Source organism: Brevundimonas sp. (assembly GCF_032017145.1).
In the GTDB taxonomy this organism is placed as follows: Bacteria; Pseudomonadota; Alphaproteobacteria; order Caulobacterales; family Caulobacteraceae; genus Brevundimonas.
The window spans coordinates 1-15,824 of sequence record NZ_DALZQC010000009.1; the positions used below are offsets into that span (position 1 = coordinate 1).

The following is a 15,824-nucleotide window of genomic DNA, read 5'->3' on the forward strand; positions in this document are numbered from 1 at the left end:
CATCGGCGGCTGCGTCCTGGCCGGACCGGCGGGGCAGGGCCTGCGTCGGCGCGCCCTGGCGTCGCTGGACGGCGCGCTGAAGATCACGGTCCAGGACGACGGCGGCCATGCCTCCCGCAGCCCCGAGGCCGGGCTGGAGCTGTTGCTGGACCTGCTGACGCTGGACGACGCCCTGTCGCAACTGTCCGAGCCGACGCCAGAAGGCGTTTCCGCCGCCATCGCCCGTCTGACGCGGGGCTTGCGAGTTCTGACCCTGCCTGACGGCCGGCTGGCCAGCTTCCAGGGGGGCGGCGCCTCCAGCGTCGAGCGGGTCGCGGCCGCCCGCGCCCATGACGAAGAGGCCGAGGCTCCGTCCCCGGTCAGCAAGGTGGCGGGCCTGACCCGTATCGCCAGCCCGCTGCTGACCATCGTCGCCGACACGGCCGCGCCGGCTCAGGGCGCCTGGGGCGCGACGGCCTGCGCCCAACCGCTGGCGCTGGAGATTGCGTGCGGCAAGGACCGGCTGGTGACCGGCTCGGGCTGGACGCCGGCCGCCACGGATCGCCAGGCCCTGCGCCTGACCCCGGCCCATTCGACCCTGACCCTGGGCGAGCGGTCGCTGAACGAGCCGTTGGGCGGATGGAAGGGCGACCTGTTGGGGCCCCGGCTGGTCGGCCCGCCGATCCATGTCACGGCCGACCGTCGCGAAGGCGACGGGGCCGTGTGGCTGGAGATGGAGCACGACGGCTGGACCGATCTGTTCGGCCTCAATCACCAGCGCAGGCTCTATCTGGACCAGCGGCTGGACGAACTGCGCGCCGAGGAGCGGGTGTTCCCCACGCCCGGCCGCAAGGATGTGGTGCGCCAGATCGCGGCCCCCTACGCCATCCGCTTCCAGTTGGAGCCGGGCGTGCAGGCCTCTCTGGCGCGCGACCGTCGGTCGATCCTGCTGCGCGGCGCCTCGGGCCGGGGCTGGTGGTTCAGGACCGATGGTCCCGACGTCGCCATCGAACCCAGCGTCCATATCGACGCCGGCCTGACCCGGCGGTCCTTGCAGATCGTGGTGCGCGGCTCGGCCCGCACCGACAGCGAAACCAAGATCCGCTGGAAGCTGAGCCCGGCGGGCGCAAGCGGGGATCCGGCGTGACACGCGCCGGGATCAGGATTGGCTTGCTTTTGGCGGCGTCGATCCTGATCGCATCCTGCGCTACACGCGGCCAGGTTTTCGACAGCGAGCGCAGCAATACCTTTGTCATTGGCCAGACGACGCCTGAGGAAGCCGTCGCCGCCCTCGGCGAGCCGAGTTTCGATTATCTGCGGCCGGACGGTCTGCGGATCGTTCGGTGGGAATATCAGCGGCTGCGAGGCCTGGCCATCACGCGCCATGTGATCGGAGCCAACTTCGGGGCCGACGGGCGATTGACCTATCTGCACAATCCCAAACGGCCCGAAGTCGTCGATCCGTTCTGATGCGAGGTCTTGGATGACGCATCAGGCCAGCGGTGCTAGAGGCCCCGCCATCCTCCCTGCCTTCACGGACGCCGCCTCATGCCTGCCGCTCCCGACTTTCCGCCCGCGCCCGATCAGGTGAAGCCGCAGCGCGCCCTGATCTCCCTGTCCGACAAGGCCGGGCTGGAGGATGCGGCGCGCACCCTGCACGATCTGGGCGTCGAACTGGTCTCGACCGGCGGCACCAAGGCGGCCATCGAGAAACTCGGCCTGCCGGTCAAGGACGTGGCCGATCTGACGGGTTTCCCCGAGATGATGGACGGACGGGTCAAGACGCTGCACCCCATCGTCCACGGCGGCCTGCTGGGCGTGCGCAACGCCCCGACCCATGCGGCGGCGATGGCGACCCACGGCATCGGCCCCATCGATATTGTCTGGATCGACCTCTATCCGTTCGAGAAGACGGTGGAGTCCGGCGGCGGCTTCGAGGCGGCCATCGAGAATATCGACATCGGCGGCCCGGCCATGATCCGCTCTGGCTCCAAGAACCACGGCCATGTCGCCGTCGCCGTGGACGGCGAAAGCATCGCCCTGATCCTGGAGGCGCTGAAGTCGCAGGCGAGCACCGACCTGGCCCTGCGCAAGCGCCTGGCCGCCCGCGCCTTCGCCCGCACCGCCGCCTATGACGCCGCCGTCTCCGGCTGGTTCGCGGGTCAGGTTGAAGATGTTGCTCCGGCGCGCAAATCCATCGCCGGATCGCTGGCCCAGACCTTGCGCTATGGCGAGAACCCGCATCAGACGGGCGCCTTCTATCGCACCGGCGAGCGTCGTCCGGGCGTGGCCTACGCCCAACAGGTGCAGGGCAAGGAACTGGGCTACAACAATATCGCCGACGCCGACGCCGCCTATGAGCTGGTCGCCGAGTTCGAACAGCCCGCCGTCGTCATCGTCAAACACGCCAATCCGTGCGGCGTGGCCGTCGGCAAGGACCTGTCCGAAGCCTATGCCCGCGCGCTGGAATGCGACGCCGTTTCGGCCTTCGGCGGGGTGATCGCGGTCAACCGTCCGCTGAACGGCGCAGATGCTGAGGCCATTACGGGCGTCTTCACCGAAGTCGTCATCGCGCCGGGCGCGGATGACGAGGCCAAGGCCGTCTTCGCCGCCAAGAAGAACCTGCGCCTGTTGATCACCGACGGCCTGCCCGATCCGCATGGCGCGGGCGAGGTGTTCCGCTCGGTCGCCGGGGGCTTCCTGGTCCAATCCCGCGACCGGTCCCTGATCAAACCGTCCGACCTGAAGATCGTCACCAGGCGCCAGCCGACGCCGACCGAAATCCAGGACATGCTGTTCGCCTTCACCGTGGCCAAACACGTCAAGTCGAACGCCATCGTCTACGCCAAGGACGGCCAGACGGCGGGCATCGGCGCCGGCCAGATGAACCGCCGCGATTCAGCCCGTATCGCCGCCATCCGCGCCAAGGAGGCCGGAGAAGCCAAGGGTCTGACGCAATCGCTGGCGGAAGGTTCGGCCTGTGCGTCGGAAGCCTTCTTCCCGTTCGCCGACGGTCTGCTGGAAGCGGTCGCGGCCGGCGCGACGGCGGTGATCCAACCGGGCGGCTCCATGCGCGACGCCGAGGTGATCGCCGCCGCCGACGAGAAGGGCGTCGCCATGGCCTTCACCGGGATCCGCGTCTTCCGGCACTGATGGTTGACGATAAGGGCGCGACCGCGCGCGGCGCGGGCGGTCCTCCTCGTACGACCGGCAGCCTCGCGTTCGTGACTGGACGCCGACGAAGGGGCGTGATGCTCTGACCGCTCCCCCTTTCCGGAGCGTGCGATGACCACCCTGATCCGTCCCGAAGGCCAGACCGCCGACGATCTGAAGCTGAGCCGACGACGCCTGGGGGCGCTGGGGGGCTTGCTGTTTTCCGGCTATGCTGTTGCGGCCCTGGCCAGGGAGGCCAAGCCGATCACGACCGATGCGTCGAACCTGGCTGCCGAAACCGTGACCTATGCCGCGCCAGACGGGTTCGACCTGCCCGCCTATGTGGCGCGGCCGCAAGGATCGGGGCCCTTTCCGGTGGTGGTCGTGGTGTCGGAAATCTTCGGCGTTCACGAGTACATCCGTGACGTCTGCCGCAGGCTGGCGAAACAGGGTTACGCCGCCATCGCGCCGGCCTTCTTCAACCGGGTCGAGGACCCCGCGCCGCTCTCGGACATGCAGCGGATCATGCAGATCGTGGGCGCGGCCGGTTACGAGCAGGTGATGGGCGACCTGTCGGCGACGCTGGAATGGGCCAGCCGGCAGGGCTGGGCCAGGGACGGCAAGGTGGGGATCACCGGCTTCTGCTGGGGCGGCAAGGTAGTGTGGCAGGCGGCGGCCCGGTTCAGCGCCATCGGCGCGGGCGTGGCCTGGTACGGCCGGCTGGCGCCCGCGCCCGACGCGACCCCGGCCCAGGTTTCGGCAGGCCAGCCCTGGCCGGTCGATCTGGCCGACGACCTGAAGGCGCCGGTGCTGGGCCTGTACGGCGGCCAGGATCAGGGCATCCCCTTGGCCAGCGTGGAGCGGATGCGCCAGGCCCTGGAGCGTTCCGGTCAGACCGGCAGCCAGATCGTGGTCTATCCCGATGCGCCACATGGCTTCCACGCCGACTATCGCGCCAGCTACGCCGAGGCGGACGCGCGCGACGGCTGGTCCAAACTGCTGGCGACCTTCGATAAAGCGTTAAAGAATTAGGGCGTTAGTGAATGACGGGCTGCGGAGGGCGGCCTTGAGCGGGAGGGTCGGGCGATGACCGGATTGCGACGCCGGGCGGCGATGATCTTGAGCGTGGGCCTGATGGTCCTGCCGCTGGCGGCCTGTGGCGGCGGCGGTGGGAGTGGGAATGGTGGCGGCGGCACGATCACCCCACCTCCGCCTCCTCCGCCTCCGCCTCCGCCTCCTCCGCCACCACCACCTCCTCCGCCGCCGCCCACCGCCTCATCGAGCGAATATCTGCGCAGCTACGGTCTGGCCAACATCAAGGTTCAGTCGGCCTGGCAGTCGGGCGCCACGGGCGCCGGGATCACGGTCGCGGTGGTGGATTCCGGCATCGCCAACACCATGCCGGAGCTGGAGGGGCGGATTTCCAGCGCCTCGACCGACGTGGTCTCCGGCCGCAACACCCCCTACGTCGAATCCAGCAGCCACGGCACGCGGGTGTCGGGCGTCATCGCCTCCAACTTCAATGGGTTCGGCACGATCGGCGTGGCCTATCAATCGACCATCCTGTCGATCCGCACCGACATCTCTGACTGCAAGGACAAGGAGAACAAGGTCTGTTTCACCAGCTCGGATCTGGTGCGGGCCCTGGACTACGCCGTCGCAAACGGGGTGAAGATCATCAATATGTCGCTGGGGGGCGACGGACGGCTGGGCTCGGCGTTCGAGGCCGCCCTGCTGCGCGCGGTCAACTCCGGGGCGGTGATCGTCGCCTCGTCCGGCAATGACGGCGAGGCCAATCCCGGCTGGCCCGCCCGATATGCGGTCGATCCGCGCTATGCCGGCAGCATCATCGCCGTCGGTTCGCATGGCGCGACCGACGTCATGTCCAGCTTTTCCAACAAGGCCGGCGATACGGCCACGGCCTATCTGTCCGCGCCGGGCGAGAAGGTGTTCACGGGTTGCGAAGGGACCTCGTGTTGGGTCGTCAACGGCACCTCCTTTTCGGCGCCGCACGTATCGGGCGCCCTGGCCCTGTTGATGCAGGCCTTTCCGAATCTGACGGCCAAGGCGGCGCTGGCCATCCTGTTCGATACGGCGCGGGACGCCGGCGATCCCGGAACCGACATCGTCTATGGGCGCGGCCTGTTGGACCTGGCCGGCGCCTTCCGGCCGGTGGGAACGACCTCCACCCCCATGGCGGACGGCGGCGCCATCAAGATGTCCACCAAACCCGGCAGCTTCATCGGCGGCGCGTTCGGCGACGCCTTCGGTCGGCAAAGCGCGCTGAACACGGTGCTGTACGACGCCTATGACCGGATGTTCGCCGTCCAGCTGGGCGGGGCCTATCCCACGGCGCCCAGCCGGTCGTATCAGCCGGCGCCGTTCGAACAGAACCAGACGGCGACGATCAGCCTGGCCCTGTCCGGCGGCGGCAGATTGAACCTGATCGCCGCCCAGCCCGCCCCGACGCCCGAGCCCATTGCGCCGCGTCACGACCTCTACGATGCGCCCTGGATGGGCGACGAGCCGCGCCAGGAAGCCATGCTGAACCTGGACAGCGGGCGGCTTAACTTTTCGGCCTGGCAGGGTCGCGGCGGGGCGGTTTCGCCCTTCGGCGGAACGGCTGGCGACGGATTCGCCGCCCTGGCCCAGGCCGACCACGCGGTGCGCGGCGCGATGCGGTTCGGCGCCGTGACCGTCTCGGCCGAAAGCGGCGGCGGCGACCGCCGGATGCCGCTGCGCCGGGTGGAGCAGGACGCCTCGACCTACAACCGCGCCTCGATCGGCTGGCGCGGCGCCGACGGCGGCCTGTCGTTCAGCGTCGGCGCCCTGGACGAACGGCTGGGGCCCTTGGGCGCCTTCCTGCCCGGCGGATCGGACTTCGCCCTGCCGTCGCGAACGGCCTTCTATGCGCTAGGCGGCGACTGGACCCTGACGCCGGGTCTGCGCCTGGTCGGAGAGGCGGGGCTGGGATCGACCCGAATCGAGGGGCGGTTCCTGTCGATGGATCGGGCGGCGATCAGTTCGAACTGGCGGCTGGGGCTGCTGACCGCCTGTTCGGCCCTGTGCGACCGGATCAGCTTCACCCTGGCCCAGCCGCTCAGGATCGAGAGCGGCCGCTTCTCGGCCTATCTCGCCGATGTCCCGGCCGACTATTTCGACCCGCTGACCTATTCGCGACGCAGCTTCTCGGCGGCGCCCAGCGGTCGCCAGATCGACTTCATCCTGGGCGGCGAACGGTATCTGTGGGACGGCTCCAGCGTGACGCTTCAGGCCGTGGCCAGCCGCGAGCCGCGCCACGTCGCCGACGCCGCGCCGGAGTTCGCCCTGATCGGCGGATGGCGGCGCCGGTTCTGACCGACGCCGCGCGTCGGCGCCGGACTCAGGCCTTGCCGTCGAAGGCCTGACCGTCGGACGCCGGGGCTGCTCCATAGGGATTGGGGGCTTGGCCGCCCGATCCCTTGGCGGCGACCACCACCATTGCGGGACGCACGGTGCGGCCGAACAGTTCGAAGCCGGATTGCATGGTCTGGATCACCGTGCCGCCAGGCACGGTGTCGGACGGCTGTTCGATCATGGCCTGGTGCAGGTGCGGATTGAAGGCTTCGCCCGGTCCCGGCGCCACGCGCTTCAGACCATTGGTGTCGAACGCCTGCAACAAGGCCTTCTGGGTCAGCTCCAACCCGGTCACCAGACCGGCGGTGGCGCCCTCGGAGTCCTTCGGCGCGGCCATCAGGGCGCGTTCCAGATTGTCCGCGACGCCCAGTAGGTCCTTGGCGAAGCGTTGAATGGCGAAGGCGCGGGCGTCGTTCTGTTGCGTCTCGGCGCGGCGCTTCAGGTTCTCCATATCGGCGGCGACGCGCAGGGCGCGGTCCTTCCACTCGTCGCGCTCGGCGATCACGGCGTCCAGCGGGGCCAGGTCGTCCGCCGGGTGGGCGTCCAGCCCGTGTTCGGCGTTGGTCTCGGCCGCCTCTGCGTCCAGGGCGTTGATGTCGTCGTTAAGGGGCTTGTCGCTCACGTCTCGTTCCCGTCCAGCATTCGGCCCAGCACCCGGGCGGTATAGTCCACCAACGGAATGACACGGGCGTAGTTCAGTCTTGCGGGGCCGATGACGCCTATGGCGCCCAGAACCCGCTGTCGGCCGCTCATATAGGGCGCCGCGATCACGGCGGAACCCGAAAGTGAAAACAAGCGTGTTTCGGCCCCGATGAAGATGCGCACGCCCTGCGCCGCATCCACCCCGTCCAGCAGGCCGATCAGCTGTTCCTTCTGCTCCAGATCGTCGAACAGGACGCGCACCCGCTCCAGATCCGCCAGCCCTTCGCGGTCCTGCAGCAGATTGGCCCGGCCGCGCACGATCAGGGCGCGCTCGCGGTCCGGTCCGCCCGACCAGGCGGCCAGACCATCCTCGACCAGGCGGGCGGCGGTCTGGTCCAGTTCGCGTCGGGCGGCCTGAAGCTCCTGGGTCATCTCGCGCCTGGCGTCGGCGAAAGGCCGGCCGCGCAGGCGCGCGTTCAGGAAGTTGGACGCCTCGGTCAAGGTCGAGGGCGTGACCCCCGCCGACAGGCTCATGATCCGGTTCTCGACCGTGCCGTCGTCGGCGACGATGACGGCCAGAGCCTGATCGCCGCCCAGGGCCACGAACTCGACGTGTTTGACGCCCGCGTCGCGCACCGGGCTGGAGACGACGCCCGCGCCCCCGGCCAGGCCGGACAGCAGGTTGGACGCCTCGTCCAGGGCGGCGTCGAAGTTGCGTCCTCGGCCCGCCAGACGCCCGTCGATCTCGCGTCGTTCCTCGGCGGTCAGGTCGCCGACCTCCAGCAGACCGTCCACGAACAGACGCAGGCCCGCGTGGGTGGGGATACGCCCGGCCGAGGTGTGGGGCGCCGCCAAGAGGCCCGCCAGCGTCAGGTCCTGCATGGTGTTGCGGATCGAGGCCGGCGACAGGGCCACCCCGCCCAGCGACAAGGTCCGCGACCCCACCGGCTCGCCCGTCTCCAGATAGGATTCGACGATGCGCCGGAAGATGTCGCGCGCGCGCGCGTCCAGCCCGGCCAGCCCGGCAAGGGACTGGCCCGGGTCAAACGGCGGGCTTTTCGGGGCATACAGGCTCACCGTTTCAGGATAAGCACCGCCGCCACGGCTTCCAAGGCCAGACTTCCCAAGGAGGGCTCTCATGCGCCATTCGCAACGCACCGACGACCAACTGCGTCTCGTGACGATCGAGACCGGCGTCAACCGCTACGCCGAGGGCTCGTGCCTGATCAGCTTCGGCAACACCAAGGTGCTGGTGACCGCCTCGATCGAGGACAAGGTGCCGGGCTGGATGCGCAACTCGGGCCAGGGCTGGGTAACGGCCGAATACGGCATGCTGCCGCGCGCCACCCACACGCGCGGACGCCGCGAGGCCGCCACGGGCAAACAGTCGGGCCGCACCCAGGAAATCCAGCGCCTGATCGGTCGCTCCCTGCGCGCCGTGGTCGACCTGAAGGCGCTGGGCGAGCGTCAGGTGCTGATCGACTGCGACGTCATCCAGGCCGACGGTGGCACCCGCACCGCCTCCATCACCGGCGCCTGGGTCGCCATGAGCTTGGCGCTCAACTATCTGCGCGACGAAGGCGTGCTGAAGGCCGATCCGATCACGGATCAGGTGGCGGCCGTGTCGTGCGGCGTTTGCGACGGTGTGCCGGTGCTGGACCTGGACTATGAAGAGGATTCGGAGGCCGAGGCGGATTCCAACTTCGTCCTGACCGGATCGGGTCAGATCGTAGAGGTCCAGGCCACCGGCGAAAAGCGCGGCTTCTCGCGCGCCGAGTTCGACCGTCTGTTCTCCCTGGCCGAGATCGGCTGCACCGAACTGTTCGCCCTGCAGAAGGCGGCGCTGGCGGCGGCGAAACGATAAAGAGTTTCGCACGTCGGGCGCTTTAGGGCATCGTCGGCGCGTCGATCCCGAACGGAGACAAGTCGATGCGTCGGTCCCCCTGGCTTTCGCTGATCGTCTGCGCCCTGGTCGCGGCCGGTTGTCAGCGCGCCGATCCCGCCCAGCCCGCGTCCGCGAGCGGCTCGTCGGGCGGCGACATCATCGAGGCGACTCCCCTGACGCCGGACGCGCCTACATCTGCGCCCGCCCCGCAGACCCCCGCGCCAGAAAAGCCAGAGCCGCAGCCGGCGCCCGCCCAGCCGCCGACCGAAGCGACCTCAGCGCCTGATGCAGAGGCATCGCGGCCATCGATACCGGAAGCTTGGGACATGAAGCCCGGAGACGTGCAGAATTGTCGCGACGCCATCGGCTCCGCCGCCGCCGCGCGGCTGGTCGAACGTTGCATTCGCGTCAGCCCCGCGACCCGCCCGCCCTGCAACGCCGCCAACCCTTGCGCCCTGATCCAGGGCGAGATCGAGCGATCGTGCAAACTGTGGCAGGGCGACGGCAATCCGCCGGCGGAGTGCCGCAGCTAGCGGCCGGTCAGCCCGCCGACCGCACCGCCCCGGCCACCTCCGCCACCACCCGCTTCACCAGCGCCTCGTCGTCGCCCTCGGCCATGACGCGGATCAGCTTTTCCGTGCCCGACGGACGCACCAGCAGCCGTCCCTGACCGTTCAGGGCCGCTTCGGCCTCGGCGATGGCGGCCTTGACCGCGTCGGTCTCCAGCGGCTTGTCGGCGGTGAAGCGGACGTTCTCCAGCTTTTGCGGCACGACTCGAAATCGCGGGCTGATTTGCGGCGGCGAAGAGCATGCGATGGGCGGTCTTCTAAGCGTCCAGGTCTGAACGCCAAAACATAACTGATCGCGATGCGCGCCAATCAAAGGTGATCAAACGCCGTCAATCGGAGGGAATAACTCAGGGAGGGACAGGCGCGATTTTATCCGCAAAGCTGCTCGGCGACCGGTGGACGGTTTGCGGAAAAACCGGTCGCTGACGACAGGTTCCTCCATGGCCACACCTCACGATCCTGACGATTTTCCATTTCGTCCGTCAATGACGGCGTACCGAGATCAGTATCCCCACGGGACTGTTCTCCTCCCCGGACACGCGACAGCGTCGATGCCCTCCAGAGCGCGAACACGACATTTTGCCGCCAAGACGGTCGTGAAGCGGGTCCGGCCGGCCTTCCGGGGCGCCGGGCCGTCACGACGCGTCTTCATCAGGGTCAAGGTTGTAATGAGGACACCAAAAGCGCGCGCGTCATTGAAAGCCTGCGTGCGGTACTTCGGACGGGAGGGCGCGGGCGAGGACGGGGCGAGAGCCGTGTTCTTCGGGCCGCTGGAGGACCGGCCTGACGCCAGGGCGCAGGTCGATCGGTGGGCCGACGACCGCCGTCATTATCGGATTGTCGTGAATCCGGAGGATGGACAAGAGCTTGCGGACGTCAGATCGTTCGCACGGCGGATGATGAAACAGATTGAGGTCGACACCGGCACGCCGCTCGAATGGCTTGCCGTTGCGCACTACGACACCGGACGTCCTCATCTCCACATTATCTTACGCGGTGTGCGGGACGATGGGCGCGACCTTGTCTTCAGCCGCGGTTATGCGGCGCATGGCCTGCGCAGCCGGTGCGAGGCCCTGACGACTAAGATCCTGGGCCCGAGATCCGACCGGACGGCTTCCTCCCGCGATCTGACGGTGGACCGGCTGACCGCGATGGACGACACGCTTCTGCGACGGCAGGACGACGGACGGGTCAACCTCGAGGGTCTGGACAGCGGAGAACGCGCCAACGCACAGCGCCGCCTGGTCCATCTCGAGCGTCGGGGATGGGCAACCCGAGATCGCCAAGGCCTTTGGACCCTTCCTGAAAATCTGCGCGATATCCTGCGAAGTGTCGGCGAACAGGAGGCGCGTGAAGCCGCCGCAACGCGCGCCATATGGGGCGGCTTCTGGGGCGGGCAGACTCATCGCCTTGAATCGCTGAGCCTCTCGGAAGGCGAGGTGATCGTTGGCGCTTACGCCGGCGTTCAGCCGCTCAAATGGCACAAGAAGGCGGCCCAGTTGCTCGTGCTTGAGACCATGGATGGTCGTCTGGGGCACGTCCGGCTGGCGTCATTGGATCGCGTTATGATCCTGGATCGCGTGCCCGAGCGGGCCCTCATCGAACTGCGGGGAAGGCCGTGGAGGGAGAGGGCTTCAGACCGGACCATCGCTCAGATCGCGCAACTGAGAAATGGCGTCTATTCTAAAGCCGATCATCTCGCCGTCCGGCCCGGAGATCGGCCGGTTTTCATCGAGCGCCATCTTCGACGGCTCGAAGCGATGCGCCGCGAAGGCGCGGTCGAGCCTCGGGGCGACGGCCGGTTCGCCATTCCACCCGACTACGTCTCGCGGGCGTTGGCAGCGGATCAGGCGCGACATGGTCCTGCCGATGCGGACGTCCGCGTGCTCGACGTCAGGCCTCTACCCCTCCAGACCGAAGCGCGGGGCGTCACCTGGCTGGACCGGGTCGCCGGCGGCCTCGAACCTGATCCCGGCTTGGGGTCTATGGCGGATGAAGCCAGAAGGTTGGGACAGGAACGGGCGGAGGCTCGCAAGGGGTGGGGGATCGGCGATGGCTCAAAGCTGACCGATAAGGACATGCTCGCCCTCTGGAAAATGGAGATCGAGGCGCAGTTCAAGAGGCTTGGGAAGGACGAGAAGTTGGTCGTAAAGGCCGAGGAGGGACAGCCCTTCTCAGGCGTCTACAACGATAGAGTTCACATGGGCGGTCGAACCTATGCGGCGGTCGAAAGCCGCTCTGTCGTAACGCTAGCGCCGTGGCGCGCCGGTTTGGAGGCCTGCCGTGGCCAAGGTCTCACCGCGGTTCTGCAGGCGGGGCGTGTGGAGTTTCGATTCGGAGAGCGGGGCCGGGGTTTGGGGCTAGAGCTTTAGCCTACTTACTCTGGATCCGTAGGGCCGGGTCCCTATCGTCAGCTTCGGGACGCGCTCGCGACGTCCAAGTGCATGGCGGGGGGAGCCTCGATCCCCGGCCTCAATCCCGCAGCTGTGCCGCACATTGGGCAAGAGCCTTGGTCATCCGCCATTCGACTGTTTTCAGCCGGATGCCGAGATGATTGGCGATTTCCTGGTTGCTCATGCCGCCGAAACGGCTGAGCAGGAAGACGTCGCGAAGCGGTTGCGGAAGGCTCAGCACGACTTCCTTCAGGAGCAGGGATGCGTCCTGTGCCGCGGCCTGGCTGGTGGGAAGCGATTGCCATGCGTCCAGTTCCTCTCGCCGGCGATCGCGGCGGTAACGGGTCACGAACAGATTGCGGGCGACCTGGAGCAGAAAGGCCTTTGGTTTACGGATTTCGACAGGACGCTTCTGTCGCAGGATATTGAAATAGGTGTCCTGAAGGAGGTCTTCGGCGAGGTCGGCGCCATACCGATGTCGCAACGATCCGAGCAACCAAGCGCCATAGGTAGCGAAAAGGGTCTCGGCGTCGCTCCCGCTAGAGAGCGCCGGCATAGCTTTCGACTGTCGACCACCAGACGTCACGAATTCGCCTCCGACCAGCGAGACCGCCCGTCTGAATTGACGGAGTCGAGCCAAGGTCGAGGCAAGCGCAAATGGCGCGGCGCGCTGCAGCCCCAATGGGCGTACAAGCGCAGGCTGCGGATTGTTCTCAACCGAGGTTCTCACGCCTCGACGCCGCTCCGCGACGCTTCTCCAGGATGAATCATTCACTCGCCGTTGGCAAGTGTAACGCGATACCCCCTCGACCTTCGCTTGCGTCTTGATGATGCGCCGGGCGTTGAGAACATGGTTGAGCCACGCGCCCCCGCCTTTAGCCGAAGCCTGGACATCCGCGGGGGCCGCCCGGGCATCTGGACGCTAGCTTATCCGGACGAACCCACAAACCGAGAACTTGAGATCCCTTCTGGGAGCCTTCTATTCAAGTCGCGTTCGGCAGGGACGGGCGGCGACCCCAATATGCCCCTGGGCGTCGTCTCCGGGATACGCAGGCGTCCGTGGCCCTCGCTTGCCAAGCTTATATGCACCCTTCAAAGGGCGTACAATCAGCGCCGCGCTGTCCTTCTACGCTCTGCCCTTCTGGGGGGGGGGCGAGGCTCGCGCGATGAGTAACGCACCTCGCTGACCTGAAGCCTGGCCCAATCTCGAAGTTGAAGCCTGGGATAATAAGGGCGCTTACGAATGTGGATGTAAGGCGGACCATTCAAACCGAGGCACAGCATTTTTGCTAAAAGTCGAAGGCGCGAGTTGGATGCCCAGGGCGGCGAGTTCACGTGACGCTTCCTTTCGGTTCAGAAGACGGTCTTCGTGTTCGACTGCCGCAGTTGCATCTCTGGCTTCCAAGGCTGCGACCTATCTCGAGCTTTCTGCTTTCACCCGAAGGTTCTCGACGCGCGCCCGACTTGATTCTGCGACCCTATCACGCAGGTGTTTCGCCCTAGCCATCAGCCAGTCCAGATCCTCGGCCGAGGCGTCGTACTGATCGCTGTAGCGGGCTTCGACATAGGCCCTCTTCAGCAGTTCGAACCGGCGGCGATCGAAGCGGCTTTCACGCGGCCAGGCCTCAACCAACCCCACGTTCACGGCCTCGGCGAGCGAGCGGAGGAACTTGATATTGTGAGAGCGCGGGAAATAGAAGGTGTGGATGAGGAGGAAGCAGGCGTAGGCGGTCTCCACCGCCTGATGCAGGCTGAAGGCGGCCAGCTTGCGGAAGCCTTCGTCCGCGGCAGCCTTTCCAGTTTGGTATTCAGCCGAATCGATCCACCGCCTGAGGTCTGCCGACTTAACTTCAAAATGGCGTTCTGCCATTTCGGCAGCGGCCTGAGCCGTCATCGGCTGTGGCGGAGCGAAGGCATGGCCGGGAATCTCGTAGAGGGCGATGCCATCGTGGACGATGTCGGTCCAGAAGTACTCACCTCGACGCAGGGCGTCGTTCACGTCTTGAAGATCGTGGACGATAAGATTGACGGTTCGCCCGATGGCGGGGTCGCGAAGGATCTCATCCTCAGAATTCCACCAGTAGTCGGCGATGTTCGTCAGCTTCTCGTGGTTGACCACGATCAGGAGGTCGAAGTCCGAGAGATAGCCATTCTCCGGTTCGTCCACCCAGTCCGCCCGTGCGTACGACCCGAACAGGATGATCTTGAGGATCTGGCCGCCGCGTCGCCAACTTGAGTTGGCGCCGCCGCCGCTTGTCCTGGCCGCCTCAAATCCGGCAAGCAGGAGGTCGCGAACGCGTTGGAGTTCACGCTGCTGACGCTCCGGCAGATGTTCCAGATCGGACCGCATTGAGTGAGTCTATCGAAAACGCAGACGCTGTGAACCGTGAAGTTGCACACATACGCCGCACAGGTGCGTATATTGTGTTGCAGGTCTCAGCCCGCCGACCGCACCGCCCCGGCCACCTCGGCCACCACCCGCTTCACCAGCGCCTCGTCGTCGCCCTCGGCCATGACGCGGATCAGCTTTTCCGTGCCCGAGGGACGCACCAGCAGCCGTCCCTGACCGCTCAGGGCCGCTTCGGCCTCAGCGATGGCGGCCTTGACCGTGTCGGTCTCCAGCGGCTTGTCGGCGGTGAAGCGGACGTTCTCCAGCTTTTGCGGAACGGGGTCGAACTGGCGGGCCAGTTCGCTCATCGGCTTGCCGGATTCGACCAAGACAGCCAGCACCTGCAGCGCCGCCATCAGGCCGTCGCCGGTGGTGGCGTGGTCGTGCAGGATGATGTGACCCGACTGTTCGCCGCCGATGTTGAACCCGCCCTCGCGCATCCGTTCCATCACGTAGCGGTCGCCGACCTTGGTCCGCTCCAGCGTCAGGCCCTCGGCCGTCAGCCGGCGCTCCAGCCCCAGGTTGGACATGACGGTGGCCACCACGCCGCCGCCGGTCAGCAGGCCGCGTCTGGCCCAGTCCAGCCCGACCAGGGCCATAATCTGATCGCCGTCCACGACCCGACCCGTCTCGTCGCAGATGATCAGTCGGTCGGCGTCGCCGTCCAAGGCGATGCCGATATCGGCGCGGTAGCGTTTGACCGCATCGGCCAGGGTCGCCGGATGGGTCGAGCCGCATTCGGCGTTGATGTTGGTGCCGTTCGGGGTCACGCCCACGGGAAAGACTTCGGCGCCCAGTTCGAACAGGGTTGTCGGCGCGACCTTGTAGCCGGCGCCGTTGGCGCAATCGACGGCGATGCGCAGGCCTTGCAGCGTCAGCCGTTTGGGGAAGGCCTGTTTGGCGATCTCGATATAACGCGCCTGGGCGTCGTCGATGCGTTTGACCCGGCCCAGCTTGTTCGACGGCGCCAGGCCCTGGTCCAGGCCCTGATCCATCATGGCCTCGATCTTCAGCTCGATCTCGTCCGACAGCTTGTAGCCGTCCGGCCCGAACAGCTTGATCCCGTTGTCGGCATAGTCGTTGTGCGAGGCCGAGATCATCACCCCCAGATCGGCGCGCATCGACCGGGTCAGCATGGCCACGCCCGGTGTCGGCACGGGTCCGAAGGTGCGTACGTCCATTCCGACCGAAGCAAACCCGGCGACTAAGGCCGGCTCGATCGTATAGCCGGACAGACGCGTATCCTTGCCGATCACCACCAGATGGCGGCGGTCGTCGTCGGTGCGGAACAGTTTCCCGGCCGCCAGACCAACGCGCAACGCGACCTCGGCCGTCATCGGATATGTGTTGGCGCGTCCGCGAATGCCGTCGGTGCCGAAATATTTTCTGTCGCCCAAGGCCTGGTCCTTTGTTTCGGG

Annotated in this window: 13 protein-coding genes and 1 pseudogene; 8 read left to right on the top strand and 6 right to left on the bottom strand. The window is 67.1% G+C overall.

All coding sequences use genetic code 11. The features are described 5' to 3' along the window. The 5 genes from RTU05_RS02845 to RTU05_RS02865 all read left to right on the top strand — a co-directional run. Nucleotides 1–1,126 (top strand): heparinase II/III family protein (locus tag RTU05_RS02845; protein ID WP_312595498.1); only part of this gene is annotated, 1,126 nt, incomplete at its 5' end. Nucleotides 1,127–1,149: 23 nt separating this feature from the next. Then, nucleotides 1,150–1,449: a hypothetical protein gene (locus RTU05_RS02850; RefSeq protein WP_312595499.1), complete on the top strand. Its 300-nt coding sequence runs from the start codon at nt 1,150–1,152 to the stop codon at nt 1,447–1,449. A gap of 78 nt (nt 1,450–1,527) precedes the next feature. Then, nucleotides 1,528–3,132 carry a bifunctional phosphoribosylaminoimidazolecarboxamide formyltransferase/IMP cyclohydrolase gene (gene purH, locus RTU05_RS02855; RefSeq protein ID WP_312595500.1) on the top strand — a complete coding sequence of 535 codons (1,605 nt, stop codon included), beginning with the start codon at nt 1,528–1,530 and terminating at the stop codon, nt 3,130–3,132. A 132-nt stretch (nt 3,133–3,264) separates the two neighbouring features. Continuing rightward, entirely contained in the window at nt 3,265–4,164 is a 900-nt protein-coding gene (locus RTU05_RS02860) for a dienelactone hydrolase family protein (protein ID WP_312595501.1), read from the top strand. A 54-nt stretch (nt 4,165–4,218) separates the two neighbouring features. Continuing rightward, nucleotides 4,219–6,489 (top strand): S8 family peptidase, encoded by a 2,271-nt coding sequence (locus RTU05_RS02865; protein ID WP_312595503.1) that lies wholly within the window; start codon nt 4,219–4,221, stop codon nt 6,487–6,489. A 25-nt stretch (nt 6,490–6,514) separates the two neighbouring features. Here the strand turns inward: RTU05_RS02865 and grpE are convergent, their stop codons facing one another. Both grpE and hrcA read right to left on the bottom strand, forming a co-directional pair. Then, nucleotides 6,515–7,114 carry a nucleotide exchange factor GrpE gene (gene grpE / locus RTU05_RS02870; RefSeq protein ID WP_409411588.1) on the bottom strand — a complete coding sequence of 200 codons (600 nt, stop codon included), beginning with the start codon at nt 7,112–7,114 and terminating at the stop codon, nt 6,515–6,517. 32 nt (nt 7,115–7,146) lie between these two features. Next, nucleotides 7,147–8,241: a heat-inducible transcriptional repressor HrcA gene (hrcA, locus tag RTU05_RS02875; RefSeq protein WP_312595580.1), complete on the bottom strand. Its 1,095-nt coding sequence runs from the start codon at nt 8,239–8,241 to the stop codon at nt 7,147–7,149. 67 nt (nt 8,242–8,308) lie between these two features. On the opposite strand from hrcA, the gene rph reads away from it, so the two are divergent. Next, complete coding sequence (gene rph / locus RTU05_RS02880; protein WP_312595507.1) at nt 8,309–9,034, top strand: ribonuclease PH; 726 nt, start codon at nt 8,309–8,311, stop codon at nt 9,032–9,034. Nucleotides 9,035–9,099: 65 nt separating this feature from the next. Further along, entirely contained in the window at nt 9,100–9,588 is a 489-nt protein-coding gene (locus tag RTU05_RS02885; RefSeq protein WP_312595509.1) for a hypothetical protein, read from the top strand. A 7-nt stretch (nt 9,589–9,595) separates the two neighbouring features. Here the strand turns inward: RTU05_RS02885 and RTU05_RS02890 are convergent. Then, nucleotides 9,596–9,835 (bottom strand): annotated as a pseudogene (locus RTU05_RS02890) (phosphoglucosamine mutase); the annotation flags it as partial. 496 nt (nt 9,836–10,331) lie between these two features. On the opposite strand from RTU05_RS02890, the gene RTU05_RS02895 reads away from it, so the two are divergent. Beyond that, entirely contained in the window at nt 10,332–11,996 is a 1,665-nt protein-coding gene (locus RTU05_RS02895; protein WP_312595511.1) for a DUF3363 domain-containing protein, read from the top strand. A 100-nt stretch (nt 11,997–12,096) separates the two neighbouring features. On the opposite strand, the gene RTU05_RS02900 is transcribed toward RTU05_RS02895, so the two are convergent. The 3 genes from RTU05_RS02900 to glmM all read right to left on the bottom strand — a co-directional run bounded on the left by RTU05_RS02900 (nt 12,097) and on the right by glmM (nt 15,803). After that, nucleotides 12,097–12,747, bottom strand: coding sequence for an RNA polymerase sigma factor (locus RTU05_RS02900; protein WP_312595513.1), 651 nt, complete (start codon nt 12,745–12,747; stop codon nt 12,097–12,099). A gap of 684 nt (nt 12,748–13,431) precedes the next feature. Beyond that, a complete protein-coding gene (locus RTU05_RS02905) occupies nt 13,432–14,367 on the bottom strand; it encodes a HEPN domain-containing protein (RefSeq protein WP_312595515.1) in 936 nt (311 codons plus the stop codon). Nucleotides 14,368–14,453: 86 nt separating this feature from the next. After that, the gene (gene glmM, locus RTU05_RS02910; protein ID WP_312595517.1) at nt 14,454–15,803 is read right to left on the bottom strand and encodes a phosphoglucosamine mutase; all 1,350 of its coding nucleotides are present in this window, start codon (nt 15,801–15,803) and stop codon (nt 14,454–14,456) included. Nucleotides 15,804–15,824 lie beyond the last annotated feature (21 nt).

Coding starts and splice junctions, on each gene's coding strand:
- purH (WP_312595500.1), top strand. CDS start 1,528: ATGCCTGCCGCTCCCGACTTTCCGCCCGCGCCCGATCAGGTGAAGCCG.
- RTU05_RS02860 (WP_312595501.1), top strand. CDS start 3,265: ATGACCACCCTGATCCGTCCCGAAGGCCAGACCGCCGACGATCTGAAG.
- RTU05_RS02865 (WP_312595503.1), top strand. CDS start 4,219: ATGACCGGATTGCGACGCCGGGCGGCGATGATCTTGAGCGTGGGCCTG.
- rph (WP_312595507.1), top strand. CDS start 8,309: ATGCGCCATTCGCAACGCACCGACGACCAACTGCGTCTCGTGACGATC.
- RTU05_RS02885 (WP_312595509.1), top strand. CDS start 9,100: ATGCGTCGGTCCCCCTGGCTTTCGCTGATCGTCTGCGCCCTGGTCGCG.
- RTU05_RS02905 (WP_312595515.1), bottom strand. CDS start 14,367: ATGCGGTCCGATCTGGAACATCTGCCGGAGCGTCAGCAGCGTGAACTC.